Consider the following 22,605-nt stretch of genomic DNA (forward strand, 5'->3'; position numbering starts at 1 on the left):
CAGGAACCAAGTATTCAGAGAACAGGAAGGTCAGCTAACCAAACAGTGCTAAGCCTATCTTTGTTCAGGGCTCTTTTCCTACTTTTGAGAACCAGTCTGTTAACTGATCGAGCCACCCCTTTTCAACAGGCGGCTTTGGGGGGTGGACAGCGTTTGTCAATCCGTTCACGTAAAGGATCAGATTCATCTGATTGAAACTCGTGCCGTGAAAAATACCGGCATGGCGGGTATTCCGATCGATAATATGAATCATCGGCGCAGACCCGTCACGCTGGCTCAATTTGGCGAATTTATCGGCAACAGTTACAGCACTGATATCCGAAGACGGCATAACAGGCCGCCAGTTCACCAGATCCCAAGAAGGAGTATCTGAAAAATCTTCGGAATGAACGGTAATGAACGTGACCATTTCCCGCATCGGGCTAATATTCAGCCTCGCCTGAGAGGACGCCAGTAGGGTTTGCTGTTCTGCACAGGCTGCACCACAATCCCTTGGCACAAAACTTAAAATAAGTATCTGATCATCAAGGTCGCTCAAATTAAAGCGACCTTGATTTTGGTTAAAAAGTTCTATCTCTGGAACCTTTCCGGTGTTTGTCACCTCAAAATATGGCTCTTTATCCGCCATCACCTCGTCAAGGTGTTCACCGGGATGATTCGCAAAAGCTGGTGAGGCCGTCAACGCCAGGATCAAAAACAACCACCGGATCATTCTGTTTCCCCCTGCGGCCCGGCGGCAGCTATGCCAAGAATGGCGACGTCAATGCTAATCTCGCCTGCGTTTTCAAAGCGCAATGTCATGGGAAACTTCTCACCTTCACGGAGTTTTTCATGCAATCCCGTCAACATGAGATGCATTGCCCCCGGCGCCAGAGTGACCGGGCGGTTGGCCGGAACATCCAGAGCCATGACATGTCGCATCCGGCGAACATCATCGACCGTGACGACATCATGTATCATCACATGGTCGGCCACAGCTGTGGTGATTTCCAGAAGGCGGTCGGTCGCAGCGCTTGTGATCGTAAGATATGCCACACCCGGACGGGATGTCAGAATCGTGGCACGTGCCCAGGCGTCAGATATTTCGACAAGGTTTCCGGCAGAAACCGGTAGTGCTGATAGCAAGGTCATGACGAGGGCGATGGCTGTTCTTTTCATATTGTACTCCCATTCATGATCGCGAGAATCCGGATTGCCATGTCTTCTGCCGGCTGATCTCCTTCACGAAAGACAGTCAGGTAACGCCCATCCGGTGCCATCAGATAAAGATGCCCGGAATGGGCCATCAAATAGCCGTCCGGTGCTGTATCGTCGTCCAACTTTTCGTAATAGACCCGAAAAGCCTCGGCGGCTGCAGCGACATCCTCCTTACTACCGGTCAATCCGATCAGCGCCGGATGAAAGGCCTCGACATATTCAGCCATGACATCAGGTGTATCGCGTACCGGATCAATTGTAATGAATATCGGTGCCACACGGTCGGCTTCGGATTCCATTCGGTCAAGCGCATCCGCCATATAGGCAAGTGTGGTCGGACAAACATCAGGGCAGTGTGTGAAACCAAAAAAGACAAGTTGCCAACGCCCCGGAAAGCTTGCTTCGGTCACACGGTTTCCCTGATGATCGGTCAAGGAAAAATCAGAGTGAATGGCGGCTTCTCCCGTCCCTTCGGCCCCCGACGACATTTGCTTGCGGTCGGAAGCCTGGAAGATATATGCGCCGCCAAAGAGCAGGGCAGCAAGAACAACCATCCCCCATAATATAGAACGGATGAAACGTAACCGGTTGAAATTATGCGATGTCATGAAACGATCCCGTAGAAAATCCCGCCCGGGTATTTGTCCCGGGCGGGTGTCATGTCACGATGTTATTTGTCGGAAGGCTTCGGCATTTGATCGGTCATTGCAGCCATCATTTCAGTACACTGCTCCATCATCGGACCCATCTGGCTCATCATCTTCATCATACCCATCATGCCCTGCATATCCCCCATGCCGGAATTGCCGTCATGCTCCATCATCGGGGATTGCATGTCCGGAGTTTGGGCTTCCTGGGCATAAAGGGCTGTTGTCGCCAGTCCCGCGACCATCATTGTGGCAATAGCGGTGAGTTTGATTGACTTACGCATCTTTAACATTCCTTTCGGTTGTGGACTCATGTCCCGACTGCGGAGTTAAAGACGCTATATTTGCGCCTGATGCAGCCGGGGACCTTCCGGCCTCATTGCCGGGAAGACTGTTTTTCGGGATTTCATCGGAGGAAGGGGCGATATCGCTGGCGCTCTTTTTCGACGAACAGGCCTTTTTGTTCATGCATAAACCCAGCGCACACATCGCTACGCACGGCAGAACGGAGAGGAGCAAAGGCGCGATGCCGGCGGCAACCAGCCAGCTCCAGTTAAATGCAAGTCCGGCGACAAGTGCGGTTCCTGCCAGCACGAGCAAACCGCGACGTCCCTTCAGGTAGTATCGAACGGCATGAACCACGTCATGTCCAAGCGAGGTATTGCCGGATTTGGTCCGTTGTATTTCAGTCATAGGGGATCCTTCCTCAATCGGTGTAGATGTGGGTTTCAAGAAATTTTATCATCTCTGCTGTCGCCCATTCGGTCGGTCCGACAAGTCGACCAAGCTCGCGGCCGTTCCTGTCAATCAGAAGCGTCGTCGGTAAACCGGGGATACCCAGAGCCGTCGTGGTTTTCATGGTTGGATCGATGAAGAAGTCCAGATTCCGGATACCGATTTCGGTATAGAAATCCTGCACGACATCCACTCCGGCCCGGTCGATCGACAAGGCAACGACTTTGAACTCCGAACTGCCGAGTTCGGCCTGCAGGGCATCCAGAGTCGGCATTTCCTCCCGGCATGGAACACACCAAGTAGCCCAGACATTCAGCAAGACGACCGTTCCCTCGAAATCACTCAATGTCATGGGTTGACCTTCGACGTTTTCGAACCCGAACTCGGGAAGAGGCCGGGGAGCATCATGCATGACAAACGAGCGCTGTTGACTCTGCCTTACATTGTCCGCTGCCTGATCGGTGACATTCTTCTCGTTGCGTAACGAAACTATGGTCAATGTGGTAACAACCACCAGTATGATGCCAGCGGCAAACCCCACTTTCAGGTTCATATGCACTAAGAGGCTCTTCATCGAGGTGCCTCCGCAGTTCCGGCACCTGAGGCCTCATTACGCAATTTTTCGACCCTTGGCAGAATGGTCTCGGCCATCACTTTTTCCGTCACCGGCCCGACATGCTTGTATGCAATGTTCCCTTTCGCATCGACAACGAAGGTCTCGGGGACGCCATAGACGCCCCAGTCGATCGCCACACGTCCATTAATATCCGCGCCGGTTCTCGTATAGGGATCACCAAGACTATCGAGCCATTCTGCAGCGTCGTCAGGTTGATCCTTATAGTTCAGGCCATGCAGTGGGACGGTGCCGTCGCGAGCCAGTTTCATAAACACGGGATGCTCTTCGCGACACGCAACACACCAGGAGGCAAAAACATTGACCAGCGACACCTCACCTCTGATATCTGTACTCGACAAACCTTGTGTTCGACCTTTTACCGGTGGAAGGTCAAATTCCGGGACCTGTCTACCCAACAGGGCAGAGGGGAGTGTGTTGGGATCAAGAGTTAATCCCTTCGCTAGGGCCACACCCAATATCAATGCTATGCCAAGCGGTAAGAAATAGATCAGCCGGTTGAACCGTTTCTGCGGGCGATGTTCTTTGGGGACTGCAATCATCTCGCCCTCCCGTCTTTAAGATTGAGATTGTGCTGGAATTCGCGTTCTTCGTCCGACCAGACACTCTTGATATAACCGAGTACCGCGATGATCTCCTCATCACTCAGCACATCCTCAAATGCAGGCATATCGCTCTCATACCCCGGCACGACAGCGCCAACCCCGAACTTGGTGATCGCAAACAGTTCCTGATCGCTATGGCGCCATGTGTGGCCACTGGCATCGTGTGGCGGCGCGGGCATCCGCCCGGTGTCAAGGCGGCGCTTCCAGTTTTTCTGCCCCTCAAGATTTGAGCCATGACACGATGCGCAAAATTCAACATAGTCATCCTTGCCCAGTGCTATCTGTTCCGGAGTGAGCGGCTTTTCGAGAAAAGTCAGATTCTCGGGCTTCGCGCTGGCATCCATCACGCCGAACAACAAAGCCATGCCGACGCCAGCCATTAATCCGGTGACCATTGATCCGGGCGATACCGCACTCATTTCCCGCCCCGAAGATATTTAAACAACGCGAGAACGCTCATGATCAGGATCGCAAGGATCAGAAGAAACACAAGACCGCCTCCTGCCATCATCAGCATCATCATCGGGCCACCCATCATCGAACCATCCATCATCTGTCCAAAACACTCATTCATTGGCGTAAACGGCAATGCCGTCCTCTCCGAACGCATAGGTTTTCAGCGTCCCGGTTTTTTCACGTGCCATGCCCGGCGCATTTGGTGGCATGCCGGGCAGCGTGATACCCGTTATATCCGGGCGTTCATCAAGCATCCGTTCAATGATCTCGGCGGGAACCAGCCCGCTTACGACATATCCGTCAATCTCGGCCAAATGGCAGCCCAGCCCTTGCTCCGGGACACCGGCGGCAACGGATCGCTTGTCGAAATCGCGATCATCGACACGGGTAACCTGATATCCATTGGTCTCAAGATATTCGCCATAGGCATCACAGCATCCGCAGTTCGGGTCCCGATAGATTGTGATCGATTTGCTTCTCTCACCAGCTACTGTCACGTTCGTTTGCGCCTCTCCTTTTCCCGGAGCAAACATTGTAAATGCAGCACTTCCGGCAACAGCCAGAATCGCAACACCTGTCACAATCACTAATTTTCTCATCTGTTTCTCCATCATCATATGTTCGCAATGGCGGTCCACGTCCTGCCACCGTCTGGGCTTTGTAAAACCCCGTCGTTATTCACAATTACGAGATCATCAGCGCGTAGCGGATGAACCGCGAGTGCTGTTGCGATAACTTCTGAACGCTTTAACCAGGTGACACCCGCATCCTGCGATTGCCAAATTCCGGATGGCAATCCGGCATAAAGTGTGGCCGGTCGCGATACCGCACTGACCAGCGCACTCACAGGTTCACCCTCAGGTAAGGGTACTTTGGGAGTTGCCTGCTTTCCGGACGCAAGAGCATCCATGGCATCGCCCGGCTGAACATCCTGCCAACGGCAGAAACAATCCGGCACACGCGTTACACCGGTATCGGTTCCGGCATATAGCCAGATCCCACCCATTCCGGTTGCCAGATCGACTGAAGACAGTGCTGTCAGATCTCGCTCGGCATTCGCTAACCATGGCCGGTCCATGACAAACACCCATGACTGACCAGCATCATCGCTCTGCCATAAGCCGTCACCGCGAATGGCGGCATATATGGTATCTGGGTTTGTCGCCGCAGTTGTGATGGCAGTGACTGCCGCTTTTGGCAGTCCTTGCCCACGTACGTCCCAACTTTTCCCGCCATCTACAGACAGAACAATCCTGCCGGTATCCAGACCACCAATAACTCGGCCCGGCCGTTCCGGATGTGTTGCAAGTGTGAGAATGGAACCTGCCGACATCTCCGGCAATGTTATCCAGTTTCGATCCCTATCGCGATACAGAAGCAATGACCCGCGTGCAATAATCAGCGCATTGCTATCAAAAGCAATTGCACTGTTTGAGCTTTCACTAACCGCGGCAAGGGTTGTTGCTGGCAACAGGTAGAGGCCAGCACATGTCACGAGACCGCGAAGCAGCGCACGTCTGGAAACAGAGCCCGCGACTATGGTATTTCTTTTCATATGCAAGTTTCTCAAGGAGTTGGAGCATCAGAACGTAATCCGAATCCCGCTCACAATGATCCTATAAGGTTTGATCTTCAGAGGCCGGGCACCAGTAAAAGCGGGACGCTCAAGGCCGGGGCGGATTGCCGCCTGCTCGTTGAGTGAAGCTGAAGCTATGCTTTGGTGCATGTCGCGACTGCGCCAAGAAATACCGACCAAAGCCGACATTTTGGCACCCGTAGATCGGAAAACATGATTTCCAACCTTGTCTGAAGAAGCTGTAAGGCCCACAACAAAAATTGCGGGCACGAAGCATGTCATGAGAAATCGCGGTGATGCCCCATGACACTGATATCCTCAAACCAAAACGGATTAAGGAGATATCAGTTCAGAGTGTTGGTTCTGGGAGGGAATGGATCGGGAGAGTTTGAGCGGCCGGTAAGGCTGCCTGTCGGCCCGAAATGCTCGACTGAGGCGAGTGCAGGTATTGCAACTTGTACAGGCGAAATTGCGATAGTTGATACCTGAGGGCACGCAATATCGCAGTCCGGCATGATGTCGCCGCTGCCAGAACAATCCTGACAATTGTCCATTGCCAATTCCGCCATCGGCATCCCGACCTCCATAACAGCAGCATTGACCGTCTGGAAACTTGTCCCGACGGCAAAAGCAGCTATCAAAAGTATGGTCAAAAACCTGATGCGATTGAGCATGGTTTACTTCTATCCCAAGGATGCGATGCTGTCTATATCGAACTACAGTAAATCCTATTGCTGCACCTCTGTGCCCATATCCAGAGACTAGGAGAATTGTTGGGTTACGCAGCATTTAATAGGATTTGATTGTGCTTCATCTATAAATTGATTGTTAGCAAGTCATACCCGCAGATTAGTGAATAACTCAGCACAACAGGTTGTTCATCTGTAGCGCATAACGTGATTTCATGGCGACGAATGCAGTAATCTATTGTTTTCACCTTGCTGATGGCTCAAGCAGCAGATGTAAATTCGTGAAATAGTCTGTCTTTGCCACAATATTGCCACTTGACGAAACCGGGGGAGCCCGATATTGCGTATGTTGCAATGCATCACTAAGGAACGTTCCGTGCGCATTCTTTCCTGCTTTCTTGCAATCGCGATAGCCATGACAGTTCTGCTGTCGGGGGTTGAGGGTGTGCAAGCAGGTTCGGGACATGGCCATGACAATCATCACGGCGTCATGATCGATGTTTCTGATAGCTCGCAACATGATCGACGTGACATGCATGCGGATCTTTGCGGTATGGCGGTTTGCGGCCCGTTCGTTAAAGAAGTAGAAGGTGTTCTGTCTTCCAGCCCAACGGTGCTTGCGGTAACATACTGGTATCAGGACCTGACTTTGACTTCCGCAGGTTTGGACGTTAGAGCCAAGCCTCCGCGTTCCTGAGATATTTCAGATTTTCCGAACATCCCTTTGCCTGGTTCAATCACTGTTCCTCGAATGAAACAGCGTTTTGCCTGAATTACAGCAGCGCAGACTGTTGTCGTGATTGAACATGGGACGAGGGCCTTCTTACTGAATATCTATTAGGAGCATATACATGCCCAACTTCAAGAATTCCCTTATGCGTCGCGTTAGCGTTTCAACCTTTATTCTTGGCGCGCTTGTCGGTCTTCAGTCACCTGCCTTTGCGGGTGCGGGTCATAGTGGCGGTCATAATGACGGTGCATCGGAAATCGGGGCACCAGGCGAGATATCTGATGTGCGGCGCACCATCAGAATCACGATGGAAGACAATTTTTACGACAAAGAGAAAATTATCGTCCGAGGTGGCGAAACAGTTCGTTTTCTGATCGAAAACAAGGGTGAATTCGTTCATGAATTCAACATTGGAACTGCAGCAATGCATGCAGATCATCAGGAAGAAATGATGATGATGATGGAACACGGAGCCCTTGAAGTAGACAAAATCAACATGGACATGATGGAAATGGACATGGGGAACGGTAAAACCATGAAGCACAACGACCCGAATAGTGTGCTTTTGGAGCCGGGTGATTCTGCAGAGGTGATCTGGACTTTCCCCAAAGATGCGGAACTTGAGTACGCATGCAACGTGCCAGGCCATTATGAAAGTGGCATGGTTGGGAAAGTACGCCTGCAGTAATCACTGCTTTTGGGGCTTGTGCCAGAGGGAAACCCTACCTATCCCCTCTGGCGCACCCGGCTCAAAGGATATCAAAAAATGAACAAGTTTCTTGGTAGTGCCCTTCTCGGTGCGCTAAGCGTTATTGCTGTGTCATCAGTAGCGAACGCAGCAACATATGACCTGTCAGTCGACTACGTAACAATCGACACAGGGGAAATGAAAACAAAAGCAATTGGCTATAACGGATCTTCGCCCGGCCCGACCTTGCGCCTGAGAGAAGGTGAAGAGGCCGTTATCAATGTGACTAATAATCTTGATGAAAGCACGTCCATTCACTGGCATGGTTTGATCCTCCCCTATCAGATGGATGGCGTACCTGAGATCAGTTTTCCGGGAATTGCTCCTGGTGAAACATTCACATATCGCATTCCAGTCTCGCAAAGCGGTACCTACTGGTTCCACAGCCATTCCGGTTTTCAGGAGCCGGACGGAGCGTATGGTTCGATCATTATCGAACCCAAAAAGCGAGAACCGTTCAAGTTCGACCGGGAGTATGTGGTTGTCCTGAAAGACAAGCACCCGCATTCCGGCGCACGTATTTTGCGCAACCTCAAAATGATGCCCGATTATTATAATCGCAACCAACGCACCCTTGGCGATTTCATCAGTGATGTCTCTGAAAATGGCTTCGGTGCGACGTTGTCGGAACGTGGTGACTGGGGCAGCATGCGCATGATGCCGACCGACATCGAAGATGTTCAGGGATTTGTCGGTCTGATCAACGGAAAGTCACCAGAGCAGAACTGGACAGGCCTGTTCAAGGCCAATGAACGTGTGCGCCTGCGCTTCATCAATGCATCTGCCATGACTTACTTCGACGTCCGCATTCCGGGACTTGAAATGACTGTTGTGCAGGCCGACGGCAACAACGTTCAACCGGTCAAGGTTGATGAATTCCGCATTTCGGTTGCAGAAACCTACGATGTGATTGTTCAGCCGACCGCAGATAAACCTTACGCAATCATGGCGGAATCGATGGGGCGCTCGGGTTATGCATTCGGGTCGCTGTCGCCGCAAGAAGGGCTGAAAGCTGAAATGCCAGCCAGACGCATGGACGCTCCGTTGTTGACAATGGCTGATATGGGGATGGATCACGGGAACATGCCCGGGATGGACCATTCCTCAATGAGCAGTGGTAACGAGAACAGCATGGCTGGAATGGACCATTCGAATATGGCCGGGATGGATCACTCTCAGATGGCGATGTCCAAAGATGATCCTTTCTATGCCGCTGGCAGTGGTTTGACACCAAAAGCAGCGAATGGCGGCAAGTTCTTGTCTTATGCCGACTTGAAAGCACAGAAGCCCTTGTATCCGGAGCGGCCGGCAACGCGTGAAATTGAACTGCGTCTTACGGGAAACATGGAGCGCTATACTTGGTCGATCAATGGCGTCAAATACGAAGATGCAGAACCTATCCGCTTGAAATATGGCGAACGGGTACGGTTCAAGTTCGTCAATGAGACCATGATGTCACACCCGATGCATTTGCACGGGATGTGGTCAATCCTCGATACCGGTAACGGTAAATGGGATCCGGTAAAGCACACCATCAATATCAATCCAGGCATGACTGTTTATTCGGAAACCGAAGTTGATGAACCAGGGCAATGGGCGTTCCATTGTCATTTGAGCTATCACATGGCTTCTGGAATGTTCCGCAAAGTGATTGTTGAGGGCGGTCCAGCCGTCGCAGCACTTGAGAATGGAGTTCAATAACAATGAAAACCCTAACACTGGCCGCGATTGGTGGTGGTGTTCTTGCCACGATCCTGTCCTTCTCGTTCACTGCCAAAGCAGACAATCACATCTTCTATGGCATTCAAATGGAGCAGTTTGAATACCGATCAGGTGATGAAGACGAAAATCTCTTTGTTTGGGATGGTGACGCATTTGTCGGAACCGATGAGTTGAAGCTGCGCTGGCAAGGCGAAGGCGAGCGTGATCTCAAAAACGACCTTTACGAAAACTTCGAGAACAGGCTGGTCCTGCAAACACCAATCAGTGACTTCTTTGATGCCAAGGCCGGTATTCGTCTGGATACGCCAAGCACAACAGATCGTTGGTATGGAACGGTTGGTATCATGGGGCTTGCTCCTCAATGGTTTGAAGTCGACGCTGACCTGTTTGTCAGCGAAACCGGAGACGGTAGTGCGCGACTTGATGTTGAGTACGAAGGCTTGTTGACCAATCGTTTAATCCTCACGCCTTCGCTTGAGCTGAATGCAGCATTCTCTGAGGATCGCGAAATTGAGGTCGGGCGCGGGTTTTCAAGCGCAGAAATCGGACTGCGGCTTAGCTATGATCTAATCGACCGAGCCGTTGCACCATACATTGGGGTTGCCTATGAACGCAAACTTGGCAAAACCGCAGACTTTGCAAAAGACGACGGCGAGGATTACGAAGCAACTTACCTCGTGACCGGTCTCCGCCTTCTTTTCTAAGCTTCATATGACAGGGAGGATTTTCCTCCCTGTCTGTTTTTATCGAACCTTTTGAAGGAACCTGACACAGATGATGGAAATCGTCCACGATATGGGGCACCGTTTAACGCACTACATATCAAGCGATGCACACTGGTGGGTTCATTTTGTCTTCCATTTGGTTGTGTTTGGGGTTCCAGTTGCACTTATTATTATTCTCAGTGCAACGGGATACAGGCTTTTAAAACGCCGCAAATCTGTTCTTGCGTGGCAAGCTCAAAAGTCCTTCTCAAAGAACGGAACACCGCTCCTGCAGTACATATTCAGAGCATCATGGAAACGACAGCTAAAACTGGGCCTGCTGGCAATAACGTCACTACCGGCACTTTACATGAGTCTCGAACTACCGAAGCTAATCATCAACAATGCCATAGAGTCCGGACACTTCCCAATCATGTATATGGGTATAGAACTGTCACAAACGCAGACGTTGCTTGCACTATGCATGCTGTTCCTCTTGGCAATTGGCGTACATGGTGGATTGAAATACCAGGTCAATTTGCAATCCGGTGCATTGGCAGAACACATGTCACGCCGCCTACGGCTCGATATCTCAAAATTCAGCTTTCGAAAGCCGTCCCCCAGAGGCGGGGAATTAATTCCGGTTATTGTTCAGGAGGTAGAGCCCGTAGCTGGGTATGCATCGGAGTCCATTGTATTACCTTTGTTACAAGGTGGCACGTTCCTGACTATTCTGGCTTTCATGCTCGTGCAAGATTTGGTCTTGGGCATCGCCGCAACAGCACTGTTGCCGCTTCAGATTTTTGTCATTCCCAGATTTCAAAAGAAAATTAATGCTTTGTCTCGAACGCGGCTGAAAGAAGTCAGGGTTCTCGGGGAGAAGATCGGGAATATCTCAAACGACCACCAGCCAAGTGCTCGGGATATTTACGGGTCGTACAAACGACTTCACGATCTTCGTCTTTCTATCCACAAAAACAAGTTCGCCATGAAGTCTTTAAACAACTTTATATCTCAGATGACGCCATTCTTCTTTTACACAATAGGGGGGTATCTGGTGATAAAGGGCGACCTCACGCTCGGAGCACTAATCGCAGTATTAACTGCATACAAAGACATGGGCGCGCCGCTCAAAGAGCTCTTTCGTTACTATCAGGCGCAAGCCGATGCTCACGTCAGATACGCCGAAATCAAACCTTACATCTCCAAGGAAATCGAGATTACGGACAATCAGTTTGCAGATGTAACGGTTCTATCTGAAGCAGGGTAAAAAAAGACTTACCCATAGTTGAGGTAGGTCAACGTAACTCGATATTCAGGGGCATATGTGTTACCTTCTGCCCAGAGGGGATTTGATCAATGAATGCACAGCAAGCACTTATACGCGCCGTACTGATCCTGCTCGTCGGGATAAGCGCTATAATGCTTGCTCCCCATATCGCAGTCGCGTCGACTGGCTCTTTTCCTGCGCATTCTGCAGAAATCAGTGGTTTTGACGTTGAACACCAGCATGACCTGACTTCGTGCTGCTCTCAGGTTTCTTGTCACTCCACATCAGCGGTCCTTACCGAGATTATCCTACCGGTTTCCGAGTTTTCTCCTGTACAGAACGGGACAGAAGACGTGTCCCTTCGACCGGTATCTCGGTCATGGATTTTCCAGCCCCCCATATTCTGATCCTCCCAAACAAATAGCGAATAACTGTTCTGGTTTCTGCGCGTGCCGACGGCATGCGTACAGATCGAGCGTCGGTGTTCTGCACCATGCTGTTTTCAGACAGAACAGTCACACTTAAAGGTATTTATGGGATGGCAAAGAGAAATGGAAAATATTCTCAGTTGGTTGCTTTGGGGAGCCTTCATCATATTGATGATGCGCTTTGGTTGCGGTGCTCACATGTTTGGCCACAAAAAGCATAACCACAATAAGAAACAAGCGGACGGGCATGCTGAGGCGATCCGATGGGAGCACCCTCATTCCGCCGTTGACCCGGTTTGTCATAAAACTGTCGATCCGCGCATCGCCAAAACAACCATTCATGGTGGCGAAGTATTCTACTTCTGTTCAGACACCTGTCGTTCGAAATTTGAAGTGTCGCCAGATACCTCTGTCGATAGCAGCGCAATTAACCGACAAACTCACGTATCGCCAAGCTAGTTCAGCGAAATCATAGGCCGCACCAACCTGACCAAGGTTAACTAGTCCACTTGGTCTCACGTGTCTTCGAATATTTGATACATACGCATAAAACAAAGGCCCGAAGAAAATGAAAAAAGAAATCAATTGGTCAAAATATTTGGTCATCGGTTTTTTCGCAGTAGGGATCATCGCCATGACCCTGAATTCGTTTCTGCCCGGGAAAGATGACATCAAAGATCTTGAACTGACCGATAGCGGGATTGCGCTCCCCAGTTTCAGCAAGGAAGCCATGGTAGGAAAGCAGCTTTTCGATATGAACTGTGCTGCTTGTCACGGACGCAATGCAACAGGCACGGAACAAGGCCCGCCACTGATGCACAGAATCTACAATCCGGGACATCATTCAGATCGCGCATTCTATCTAGCTGTTCAAAACGGGGCGAAACAACATCACTGGCCCTTCGGCGATATGCCAGCCCAACCTCAGGTAAGTTCGGAACAGGTATCGCGGATCATTCGTTATATACGCGAGCTGCAGGAAGCAAACGGCATTATGTACCAACAACATCAAATGTGAGGCAGGGATGGACCATCAGTCAGAATACAAAAAAAACAGTATCTCGCTCCTTGGCGCCATATCCATGGGCACCGGTGTTATGATCGGAGCAGGAATTTTTGCTTTGACCGGACAAATTGCCGAACTTGCAGGAAAGTGGTTCCCGTTGTCGTTCCTGTTTGGCGCACTTGTCACTGCTTTTAGTGCTTATACCTACATCAAGATGTCAAACGCCTTCCCGTCAGCGGGCGGGATTGGAATGATTCTTCAAAAAGCATACGGGCCGGGAGCCATAGCAGGTGGCGCAGCATTGCTGATGGCCTTTTCGATGGTCATCAACGAGAGTTTGGTCGCAAGAACATTCGGAACCTATGTTTTGCGGGCTTTTGACCTGACAGATATTGAAGTTCTGATACCGATCTTGGGTGTCTGCCTGATCATTTTTGCATATGCTGTCAACAGAGCTGGCAACAAATCGGTTGGCCTGTTTTCAATGGTTATGGCTGGCTTGAAGATCGGCGGGATTGCATTGTTTGCAATTGCAGCTCTTTGGGCTGGTGGATATTCATTCGAGCCCTCATCACCCGACGGCGCGAGCTTTCCATTGGCCGGTTTTGTCGCATCAATTGCTCTTTCAATTCTGGCCTTCAAAGGGTTCACAACGATCACAAACAGTGGTGCTGAAATCGTGAACCCTCATAAGAATGTAGGTCGTGCGATTACGTTCTCAATCCTGATTTGCGTTGTCGTATATATTCTCGTGGCGCTCGCTGTTGGCTCAAGTCTTGGGTTGAATGAACTGATACAAGCCAAAGACTATGCCCTCGCCCAAGCTGCACAGCCAGCATTGGGGCCCATCGGATTTTATCTGACTGTGCTGCTCGCAGTCGTTGCGACGGCCTCCGGTTTACTTGCAAGCGTGTTTGCTGTCTCAAGAATGCTCGCGATGCTGACTGATATGGAGATGATCCCACACAGTCATTTTGGAATGTCCGGTTCAATCAAAGACCACACGCTTGTTTACACGGTTGTCGTGGCAGCGCTGTTGACAATCTTTTTTGATTTAAGCCGGATCGCTTCACTTGGAGTGTTTTTCTATCTCGTCATGGATGTGCTCATCCACTGGGGATGTTTTAAGTATCTACGGCAGGAAATAGGTGCACGCGGCTTTGTTATGATTACAGCGATTGTCTTTGACATCATCGTATTGCTCGTTTTCGCCGGCATGAAATTGCAAAGCGACCCATCCATTGTTCTCATTGCAACCTTGATGATTGTTGCTGTGTTCATTTTTGAACGTTGGTTCCTGTCAAACCGGATAAACCAATCGGCCAAGGCGCACAGTCACGATCACTCAGGACATTGATAAACCGCAGTGACATTGAGGCATAACAGCAGGAAGCAGACCATGTCTGAGCATCATCATAAAAAGCACCAGCATAATCACAGAACGTCGGATCAAGCAGAACATGCAACCGATCCTGTTTGCAGCATGTCGGTCACGCTGGATTCCGATACACCACGCTCACCGTACGGCGATGAGACATATTACTTCTGTTCCCAGAAATGTAAGAGCAAGTTCGATAGCTCTCCTGAAAGCGTATTATCCGCAAAGGAAGAGACATCTGCTGCAAACAGCGCTTCGTCATCCGCTTCTCGCCGCTACACCTGCCCGATGCATCCGGAGATCATACGATCCGAACCTGGTTCCTGTCCGATCTGCGGAATGGCACTGGAACCGATGGATATACCAACAGAAAATGAGGAACCAAACCCCGAGATTCAAGACTTCAAAAAGAGATTCTGGTTAGGCGCAGCTCTTACGGTGCCGCTGATTGTCCTAACGATGGGGCCCTTTGTTGGTTTGGGTTTCATCCGAGAAATGATTGGAGAACGCGTTACTCTTTGGGTTGAGTTAATTCTTGGAACGCCTGTCGTCCTGTGGTCTGGCTTCCCTTTCATGGTTCGTGGATGGAATTCTGTGGTGAACCGTTCTCTCAACATGTTCACATTGATCGGGATGGGTGTTAGCGCAGCTTATATATTTAGCGTCGTCGCAGTGATTTCTCCTGACATTTTTCCTGATGGATTCAGAGATGCACAGGGACATGTCGGTGTGTACTTCGAAGCTGCAGCTGTCATCGTTGTACTTGTGCTTCTTGGCCAACTGTTGGAATTGGGGGCTCGGGAACGAACCGGTTCGGCAATCAAGGCGTTATTGGGTCTTGCTGCAAAAACAGCCCGCATTATTGAAGATGATGGTTCTGAACGGGAAGTTCCTCTTGAAGATGTGACCGTCGGAATGAGCTTGAGAGTTCGTCCAGGTGACAAGATACCTGTCGATGGCGTTGTCGTTGAAGGACGATCGTCAGTTGATGAATCCATGATCTCGGGTGAACCCGTTCCAATTGAAAAGAATCCAGATGATGATGTAACCGGAGCAACAATCAACGGGAATGGCAGCCTGATTATCCAAGCCAAACGGGTTGGCAAAGATACTGTCTTGAGCCAAATCGTTGATATGGTCTCTAATGCTCAGCGAAGCAAAGCGCCAATCCAAAAGGTTGCAGACACGGTTGCAGGCAAGTTTGTGCCTGCTGTTATCCTGGTTGCTTTAGTTGCCTTCGTCGCTTGGGCCATCTGGGGACCAGATCCGTCATTGTCATACGGGCTTGTCGCAGCAGTCGCTGTTCTGATCATTGCGTGTCCTTGCGCTCTTGGTTTGGCAACACCAATGTCAATCATGACCGCTACCGGTCGTGGTGCGCAAATTGGTGTGCTCATTAAAAATGCAGAGGCCCTGGAGCGATTAGCGAAGGTCGATGTGCTCATCGTCGATAAAACCGGGACTTTGACAGAGGGTAAACCGAAACTAGCAGGTGTAATCGCTCAATCAGACTATCAGGAGGAGGAAGTTCTCTCTGTCGCTGCGGCGCTCGAAAAAGGATCCGAACATCCATTGGCTGACGCCATTGTTAGTGCTGCTCAGGAGCGCGGCTTGTCCCTTGATAAGGCAGAGGACTTTGAAGCTGTAACCGGTCAGGGCGTCACCGGAAAGGTGGATGGCAAGTCGGTTGCCCTAGGTAATAGTAAACTCCTTCAGACTCTCAATATCGATCATTCTGCTGTTGATAAAACAGCAAATGATCGGCGAGATATGGGGGAGACGGTAATGCATGTCGTTATTGATGGAAGAATTGCCGGGCTCATTTCCGTAGCCGATCCGATCAAGGACACGACGTTGGAGGCTTTAAAGGCGCTCAAGAAGCAAGGCTTCAGAATCGTCATGGCAACCGGTGACAACCAACGAACAGCAAAATCCGTTGGCAATAAACTTTCCATTGACGAGATTCGGGCCGATGTCTCCCCAGAAGACAAAGCCAATTTAATTATGGAACTCAAGGCTGAAGGCCATCAGGTAGCCATGGCAGGTGATGGCGTCAACGACGCCCCTGCTCTTGCTCAGGCTGATGTCGGAATTGCGATGGGTACGGGCGCTGATGTTGCAATTGAAAGTGCTGGTTTCACCCTCGTCAAAGGTGACTTGAGCGGGATTGTTAGAGCCCGAGAACTCTCGGAAGCAACGATGCGCAATATCCGGCAAAACCTCTTCTTTGCGATGGTCTATAACGCAGCCGGTGTGCCTGTTGCTGCGGGTCTGCTCTATCCGTTCTTTGGCATTCTCATCTCACCAATGTTTGCAGCTGCAGCCATGAGCTTATCCTCGGTATCAGTCATTGCGAATGCACTGAGGTTACGTCGAGCAAGTTACTAGCATCCCAATATTGACTGATTGGGCGAGGGGTGAACCAGACAAGGCTGACTTTAATACAAGACAGTTCACCCCTCGCCCATTTTAAATGACATACCAGCCAGCACTCAGAACTTTAAATCTCTTCTGATCCGTTCCCAAAATTCATCTGTCGGCTTTTTACACTTGGTAGCCAGAAATCTATTTTCACCTTGATAATTTCGAGTTTACGCACCGATAGATGCAATCCTGTATATTTACATTGTAGGGTTACATACATGCGATCATCATCAATTGGCCAATCTATTTTCATCGAGTCAGTGTTGATGCATTTATCTTCTAACCGCCTATACAATTTGACTGAACAGTTTTTGTATGAACAAAAATAATAATATACTTGTATTTACTCTTTTAAATCAGAGCTCTGAATAATAACGAACTATATTAAATGTAATATAAACAATGCGGGCTGTGCCGGGACATCCATATCCCAAAGGTCGTGATGCACCGTCTGGCGCACCCACTGGACCTGTCCGGTTTCTAGGCTAAGCGCGACGATGGATGATGAATAGGTTTCAACCTCTTCACTACGACCCATCCCCAATTGATCGGGCACCTTGTTGCCCAGCGGCACATAGATCATGCCGAGCTCCTCATCTGCGCTCGACACTGACCAGCTATTGGGTGAATTCGCGGTATAGGTCTGACCTTCGGGGATCGGTTCGGTCTGTTCCGGATTGCCAGAATCCCAGTTCCACACCAGCTCACCGCTATTGACGTCATAGGCACGAATGACACCCGACTGGGATTTGGTCGAATAATTGTCATTCACCGCGCCGCCAATAATGATCTTGCCATCAGCAACAACCGGCGGCGAGGTAGAATAATAATATCCGGCCGGGTTGTAGGGCATGCCCTCTTCCAGATGGACGGTTCCCTGATCACCAAAGTCGGCGCAAATCTCGCCGTTATTAGCATCAAGGGCAATCAGTCGCGCATCCGACGTCGGCAGATACACCCGTGCGGCACACGATGCATCTGCTGACATCGCGGTATCCTGATAGAATGTCACTCCTCGGCAGGTTTGGTGCTGCCGGTCGGTATTATCGGGAACTTCCGGATCAAACCGCCATTTTTCCTGCCCGGTTTTGGCATCAATCGCCATTGCCCAGCTATGTGGCGTACACAGATAAAGCGTGTCATTGATCTTAAGAGGGGTCACCTGATAGGTCGTTTCAGGCACGTCTTCGGACCGCCTGACATCGCCGGTCTGAAAAACCCACGCCTGTTCAAGTGTCGCAACATTATCGGTGTTGATCTGATCAAGAGGCGAATAACGTTGCCCGAACGGTGTCCGTCCATATTGATGCCAATCACCTGCCGGAACATCGCCGCCCAGGTCAGGATTGGAAACAACCGGGCTGTCGTTTAACTGGCCCTCGATTGCATGGGGGTTATTCATCATCGAATACACCGCAACAACAATCGCCAGGACAAGGCTGCCCTCCAGCACGAACGAACGTGTTGGTTTGACTTCCGGCACTGGCTGTCCGACCAGAAGCGTCTTGCGATAGGCAGGCATGGCAAGCCAAAGGCCGATCAAGACAATCAAACCACCGCGCGGTCCCAACTGCCACCAGTCAAACCCGACTTCCCAAACGGCCCAGCCAAGGCTTGCGATCATGAAAAGTGCGTAAAACGGTAAAACGACAGGTCGTTTTGCGAATGAAAGAGCCGCGGCAATCAGAAATGCCAATCCGGCAAATGCATAATACCAGCTACCATCCAGCAAAATAAGCCAGACGCCCCCGGCACCAAGTGCCAGTCCGATCAAGGCCAGCAACCCGGATGTCAGAATATTGATCATGAGATTGTCCTCGTTGTGCGTAAAAGCGGGACATAAGACACAGCCTTTGACCACAAAATGGCAGGTTAAAGGCAGTATCGGCATTTGTTCCAGAACGCACAGACAGCAACACCGGTTCCAACCAACATCGGGAAAAATAAAAACCACCGGCCGTCAATAATCCGGTGGCTTGCAAAATCGCCGAGTTCTTTGGAAAATCTCTTAGTGATGGGTCTCGATAATGGTGCCGGATTTAACAACTTCGGTGATCGTTACACCAAGGTTTTCATCCACGACAACGAGTTCCCCACGTGCCACCAACCGGTTATTGACGTAAATATCAACCGGCTCCCCCACTTTGCGATCCAGTTCAAGAACCGCACCGCGGGTCAGGCGCATCAATTGTGCAACCTGAATCTGGCTTTTGCCGATCACGGTAGATACGCGTACCGGCACATCATACGCCGCCCCGATTTCAGATGCAGCGTGACGTTTGGCAAAAGGATCGTCGTCGTTTTTAGCCATGGTAACCAGATCACCCGGATAAAATGGAAGAATCGCGAAACTCTATTCTAGAGGTTAGCTTTGAAAAAAGTGTTAGCAAGCTTATTCGCAAAATTTACGGTAGTTTTATGTATAATAATCGCCTACATGAAGAAATCTTCAACGATCCGCGTCACCAGCGCCAAACAGAAATAGCAGGACTTTTCATGAGCTACGATCGCCAATGGGTGGCTGATGCCATCAACATCATCGAAGCCGACTTCAACCGGTCTGCAGACACCCATCTGATCCGTCTTGATCTGCCGTCACTTGATGGCATCGGGCTTTACCTCAAAGATGAATCGACCCATCCGTCCGGCAGCCTGAAGCATCGCCTGGCGCGCTCATTGTTCCTGTATGGCCTTTGCAATGGCTGGATATCCAAAGACACCCCGATCATCGAGGCATCAAGCGGCTCCACTGCCGTGTCCGAAGCCTATTTTGCCCGCCTTCTGGGGCTTCGCTTTATTGCGGTGATGCCCAAATCCACATCGCAACAGAAAATCGATCAGATCGCCTTTTATGGCGGCGAAAGCCATCTGGTCGATCACAGTGGCCAGATTTATGCCGAATCCCAACGTCTGGCGCGGGAACTGGGCGGCCATTACATGGACCAGTTCACCTATGCCGAACGCGCAACCGATTGGCGAGGCAACAACAATATCGCCGAAAGCATCTTTGATCAGCTCAAACGCGAACCCCACCCTGTTCCGCGCTGGATCATTGTTAGTGCCGGTACGGGTGGAACATCTTCTACCATCGGTCGCTATATCCGTTACGGACAGATCCTTGGCATGGGATGCGAACTTTGCGTCGCCGATCCGGAAAACTCGGTTTTCTATGACGCTTATGAAACCGGCAAATGCGACATCACCGGGCAAAAAGCATCACGTGTCGAAGGCATCGGTCGCCCGCGCGTTGAACCAAGCTTTAACCCCAACGTCGTCGATCACATGATCCGCGTACCGGATGCCGGCAGCTTCGCCGCCCTGCAATATCTGGAAAAACATATGGGCCGTCGCTGCGGCGGGTCGACCGGCACTAACCTGATCGCCACCCTGTCACTGATCAGTCAGATGAAAAAGGCCGGCGAAAGCGGATCGGTTGTTACCCTGCTGTGTGATGGCGGTGACCGCTATCGCGACACCTATTATAACCCGGACTGGATCGCCAGACAGGGTATCGACCTTGCACCTTGGCATGCCGCCCTCGAAGCCTTCGATAAAACCGGTGTGTTTGAAATGCCAATGGATTGTTGCACGGCTCACTGACCATCGCCATGCGACCGCAGACAAAAAAGACGGGCGGATTTCTCCGCCCGTTCAGGTGCTTCATCAAGGTTGAGGCAAAACTTACCCGGAAATCGCAATCTTGCGCGGCTCCGGCTTCACTTCCGCTACTTTAGGGAGAGTGAGCGTCAGGACACCGTTCTTGAACGATGCCGCAATCTTGTCTGCATCGACGGTATCTGGCAGACGGAATGAACGTTTGAAGCTGCCATAGGTGCGCTCAACAACACGCGCACCATCATTGCTTTCACGGGTTGATTTCTTTTCACCCGTAATCGTCAGGACACCTTCAAGCACCGAGACATCAACATCGCCCTGTTCAACACCCGGAAGTTCGGCGGAAAGTTCGATGTTGCCATCGGTCTCATGAACATCGATACGCGGGGTCAAAAGCTTTTGCGGCGCTTCATTGCCACTTGTATCGGCTGAATTCACAAGCCCGTCACGTCCAAAGATCGAGCCGATCATACGATCAAAATCGCGTCCGAAAACACCAAACGGATCACCATATGCCGGACGCGAAGCCAAACGACGAGCAGTACCATTTACAGTCTGAAGACCAGTCATAATTACCCTCCTAAACAGACAGGTAGTTCTTGCGCCGCAGGTCCAGTCATGCTGCAACCCTGACGCGTACAAGGCCACCATGGCCCTTCGATTCAACAAATAGATCAGGGTCATTTTTCCGCAAGTAGGTGGACGCATTTTTTTGAAAATTTTTTCGCTCCTTATCTCGCCCTCATCGGTGTCCTTATCTGGCCGACCATTCCACAAGACGGAAAAGCCTAGGATCCCTATGGCGCGAACTGCAATTTCCAACTAGCTTCATGTCATTGTCGGCAGTCCCCCTGCCCCCACTGATACAGGACACCTCCATGAGCCACCTTTTTACGCAGCTCTGCCTTGGCAAGCTTGAACTGGAAAACCGCATTGTCATCGCGCCGATGTGCCAATATTCCGCCGATAACGGTAAAGCCACGGCATGGCACGACATGCAACTTGGCAATCTTGCCCAATCCGGTGCCGGCCTTCTGATAATCGAGGCCTCTGCGATTGAACCCGAAGGCCGCATTACCTATGGCGATCTTGGACTATGGGACGATGAAACCGAAGCAGCCCTTGGCAAGACCCTAGCCGCTGTGCGCAGCCATTCCGACATGCCAATTGCCATCCAGCTTGCCCATGCCGGGCGCAAGGCATCCTGCGAAAAGCCTTGGGATGGTGGTGGCGCCATTGCACCGGATCATGAAAATGGCTGGCAGGTTGTTGCCCCGTCCGCTGTTCCGTTCCGTGCAGGCGACCCGGAACCCGAGGCACTCAACACCTCACGCATCAGCGAAATCATTCAGGGCTTTGCCGATGCGGCCAAGCGCGCGGATCGACTTGGTCTTGATGCCATCGAAATTCACGGGGCACACGGGTACCTGCTCCATCAATTCCTCTCACCACATTCCAACAAACGCGATGACGACTATGGCGGATCGCTTGAAAATCGTATGCGGATCGTGATCGAGGTTTATGACGCAGTTCGCGCCGCTTTCGATCCAGCCAAACCGGTCGGCATTCGGATTTCGGCTTCTGATTGGGTCGAAGGCGGCTGGGATATTGATCAAAGCATCGAACTGGCCCGTGTCCTGAAGGAACGCGGTTGCGATTTTATCCATGTGTCATCTGGCGGTCTTCACATCGATCAGAATATCCCCGTTGGCCCGAACTATCAGGTCCCCTTTGCAGATCGCATCAAATCGGAAACCGGCATGACCACCATCGCGGTTGGCCTGATTACCGAAGCAGAACAGGCAGAGGCCATTGTCTTCACCGGTCAGGCCGATGCCATTGCGCTGGCGCGTGGCATTCTTTATGACCCGCGCTGGCCGTGGCATGCGGCAGCAAGCCTTGGTGCCGAGGTCAAGGCGGCCAATCAGTATCTGCGCTGTCAGCCACGCACACTTAAAAAGCTGTTCGGTTAATCTGAAAAATCCCCGCAACTCATCTGATTGCGGGGATTTTTATCGCAATCGATACAAAAACAAAAAGG

26 protein-coding genes are annotated in these 22,605 nt (G+C 50.9%); 11 read left to right on the plus strand and 15 right to left on the minus strand.

Translation table 11 applies throughout. The features are described 5' to 3' along the window. Positions 1-64: 64 nt before the first annotated feature. The 12 genes from P8T57_RS02345 to P8T57_RS02400 form a co-directional block, all read right to left on the minus strand. A complete protein-coding gene (locus P8T57_RS02345; RefSeq protein ID WP_062956572.1) occupies positions 65-712 on the minus strand; it encodes a hypothetical protein in 648 nt (215 codons plus the stop codon). After that, positions 709-1,158 carry a copper chaperone PCu(A)C gene (locus P8T57_RS02350; RefSeq protein WP_062956573.1) on the minus strand — a complete coding sequence of 150 codons (450 nt, stop codon included), beginning with the start codon at positions 1,156-1,158 and terminating at the stop codon, positions 709-711. Before P8T57_RS02350 ends, P8T57_RS02345 begins: the two co-directional genes overlap by 4 nt. Continuing rightward, entirely contained in the window at positions 1,155-1,805 is a 651-nt protein-coding gene (locus tag P8T57_RS02355) for an SCO family protein (protein ID WP_063093931.1), read from the minus strand. Before P8T57_RS02355 ends, P8T57_RS02350 begins: the two co-directional genes overlap by 4 nt. Positions 1,806-1,867: 62 nt before the next feature. Next, positions 1,868-2,128 (minus strand): hypothetical protein, encoded by a 261-nt coding sequence (locus P8T57_RS02360; RefSeq protein WP_063093933.1) that lies wholly within the window; start codon positions 2,126-2,128, stop codon positions 1,868-1,870. Further along, positions 2,121-2,537: a hypothetical protein gene (locus P8T57_RS02365; RefSeq protein WP_197464517.1), complete on the minus strand. Its 417-nt coding sequence runs from the start codon at positions 2,535-2,537 to the stop codon at positions 2,121-2,123. Before P8T57_RS02365 ends, P8T57_RS02360 begins: the two co-directional genes overlap by 8 nt. 13 nt (positions 2,538-2,550) lie before the next feature. After that, positions 2,551-3,153 carry a TlpA disulfide reductase family protein gene (locus P8T57_RS02370; protein ID WP_223305185.1) on the minus strand — a complete coding sequence of 201 codons (603 nt, stop codon included), beginning with the start codon at positions 3,151-3,153 and terminating at the stop codon, positions 2,551-2,553. Continuing rightward, positions 3,150-3,755 (minus strand): DsbE family thiol:disulfide interchange protein, encoded by a 606-nt coding sequence (locus P8T57_RS02375; protein WP_063093935.1) that lies wholly within the window; start codon positions 3,753-3,755, stop codon positions 3,150-3,152. The genes P8T57_RS02370 and P8T57_RS02375 overlap by 4 nt, the downstream gene beginning before the upstream one ends. Further along, positions 3,752-4,237: a cytochrome c gene (locus tag P8T57_RS02380; RefSeq protein ID WP_063089329.1), complete on the minus strand. Its 486-nt coding sequence runs from the start codon at positions 4,235-4,237 to the stop codon at positions 3,752-3,754. Before P8T57_RS02380 ends, P8T57_RS02375 begins: the two co-directional genes overlap by 4 nt. Then, positions 4,234-4,392 (minus strand): hypothetical protein, encoded by a 159-nt coding sequence (locus P8T57_RS02385; protein WP_022733241.1) that lies wholly within the window; start codon positions 4,390-4,392, stop codon positions 4,234-4,236. Before P8T57_RS02385 ends, P8T57_RS02380 begins: the two co-directional genes overlap by 4 nt. Then, a complete protein-coding gene (locus tag P8T57_RS02390; protein WP_196871077.1) occupies positions 4,385-4,873 on the minus strand; it encodes a DUF411 domain-containing protein in 489 nt (162 codons plus the stop codon). Before P8T57_RS02390 ends, P8T57_RS02385 begins: the two co-directional genes overlap by 8 nt. A gap of 14 nt (positions 4,874-4,887) precedes the next feature. Further along, a complete protein-coding gene (locus tag P8T57_RS02395; RefSeq protein WP_197464518.1) occupies positions 4,888-5,844 on the minus strand; it encodes a hypothetical protein in 957 nt (318 codons plus the stop codon). 350 nt (positions 5,845-6,194) lie between these two features. Beyond that, complete coding sequence (locus tag P8T57_RS02400; RefSeq protein WP_063089330.1) at positions 6,195-6,524, minus strand: hypothetical protein; 330 nt, start codon at positions 6,522-6,524, stop codon at positions 6,195-6,197. Between the two features lie 355 nt (positions 6,525-6,879). Here P8T57_RS02400 and P8T57_RS02405 point away from each other — a divergent pair, with 355 nt between their 5' ends. The 9 genes from P8T57_RS02405 to P8T57_RS02445 all read left to right on the plus strand — a co-directional run bounded on the left by P8T57_RS02405 (position 6,880) and on the right by P8T57_RS02445 (position 16,913). Further along, positions 6,880-7,236, plus strand: coding sequence for a hypothetical protein (locus tag P8T57_RS02405; protein WP_139834769.1), 357 nt, complete (start codon positions 6,880-6,882; stop codon positions 7,234-7,236). 154 nt (positions 7,237-7,390) lie between these two features. Next, a complete protein-coding gene (locus tag P8T57_RS02410) occupies positions 7,391-7,957 on the plus strand; it encodes a plastocyanin/azurin family copper-binding protein (protein WP_082822664.1) in 567 nt (188 codons plus the stop codon). Between the two features lie 78 nt (positions 7,958-8,035). Then, positions 8,036-9,718 (plus strand): copper resistance system multicopper oxidase, encoded by a 1,683-nt coding sequence (locus P8T57_RS02415; RefSeq protein ID WP_341364459.1) that lies wholly within the window; start codon positions 8,036-8,038, stop codon positions 9,716-9,718. Positions 9,719-9,720: 2 nt separating this feature from the next. Next, positions 9,721-10,443: a copper resistance protein B gene (locus tag P8T57_RS02420; protein WP_022733249.1), complete on the plus strand. Its 723-nt coding sequence runs from the start codon at positions 9,721-9,723 to the stop codon at positions 10,441-10,443. Positions 10,444-10,513: 70 nt separating this feature from the next. Beyond that, on the plus strand, positions 10,514-11,713 hold the full coding sequence (locus P8T57_RS02425; protein WP_341364460.1) for a hypothetical protein: 1,200 nt from the start codon (positions 10,514-10,516) through the stop codon (positions 11,711-11,713). Positions 11,714-12,264: 551 nt separating this feature from the next. Then, on the plus strand, positions 12,265-12,600 hold the full coding sequence (locus tag P8T57_RS02430) for a YHS domain-containing protein (protein ID WP_211219034.1): 336 nt from the start codon (positions 12,265-12,267) through the stop codon (positions 12,598-12,600). Between the two features lie 109 nt (positions 12,601-12,709). Continuing rightward, on the plus strand, positions 12,710-13,159 hold the full coding sequence (locus P8T57_RS02435) for a c-type cytochrome (RefSeq protein ID WP_341364461.1): 450 nt from the start codon (positions 12,710-12,712) through the stop codon (positions 13,157-13,159). 7 nt (positions 13,160-13,166) lie between these two features. After that, on the plus strand, positions 13,167-14,504 hold the full coding sequence (locus P8T57_RS02440; protein WP_341364462.1) for an APC family permease: 1,338 nt from the start codon (positions 13,167-13,169) through the stop codon (positions 14,502-14,504). A gap of 42 nt (positions 14,505-14,546) precedes the next feature. Further along, positions 14,547-16,913: a heavy metal translocating P-type ATPase gene (locus P8T57_RS02445; RefSeq protein ID WP_074624822.1), complete on the plus strand. Its 2,367-nt coding sequence runs from the start codon at positions 14,547-14,549 to the stop codon at positions 16,911-16,913. Between the two features lie 415 nt (positions 16,914-17,328). Here the strand turns inward: P8T57_RS02445 and P8T57_RS02450 are convergent, their stop codons facing one another. Next, complete coding sequence (locus P8T57_RS02450; RefSeq protein ID WP_341364463.1) at positions 17,329-18,756, minus strand: hypothetical protein; 1,428 nt, start codon at positions 18,754-18,756, stop codon at positions 17,329-17,331. Positions 18,757-18,957: 201 nt separating this feature from the next. Then, on the minus strand, positions 18,958-19,260 hold the full coding sequence (gene fliN, locus P8T57_RS02455) for a flagellar motor switch protein FliN (RefSeq protein WP_007090379.1): 303 nt from the start codon (positions 19,258-19,260) through the stop codon (positions 18,958-18,960). A gap of 185 nt (positions 19,261-19,445) precedes the next feature. On the opposite strand from fliN, the gene P8T57_RS02460 reads away from it, so the two are divergent. Further along, positions 19,446-20,549: a PLP-dependent cysteine synthase family protein gene (locus tag P8T57_RS02460; RefSeq protein WP_341364464.1), complete on the plus strand. Its 1,104-nt coding sequence runs from the start codon at positions 19,446-19,448 to the stop codon at positions 20,547-20,549. A gap of 81 nt (positions 20,550-20,630) precedes the next feature. Here P8T57_RS02460 and P8T57_RS02465 read toward each other — a convergent pair whose 3' ends face one another. Beyond that, positions 20,631-21,134 (minus strand): Hsp20/alpha crystallin family protein, encoded by a 504-nt coding sequence (locus P8T57_RS02465; RefSeq protein ID WP_341364465.1) that lies wholly within the window; start codon positions 21,132-21,134, stop codon positions 20,631-20,633. A gap of 308 nt (positions 21,135-21,442) precedes the next feature. Here P8T57_RS02465 and P8T57_RS02470 point away from each other — a divergent pair, with 308 nt between their 5' ends. Further along, positions 21,443-22,537 carry an NADH:flavin oxidoreductase/NADH oxidase gene (locus tag P8T57_RS02470; RefSeq protein ID WP_341364466.1) on the plus strand — a complete coding sequence of 365 codons (1,095 nt, stop codon included), beginning with the start codon at positions 21,443-21,445 and terminating at the stop codon, positions 22,535-22,537. Positions 22,538-22,605 lie beyond the last annotated feature (68 nt).

Origin of the sequence: Thalassospira sp. SN3W, assembly GCF_038070535.1 — a bacterium.
In the GTDB taxonomy this organism is placed as follows: Bacteria; Pseudomonadota; Alphaproteobacteria; order Rhodospirillales; family Thalassospiraceae; genus Thalassospira; species Thalassospira xiamenensis.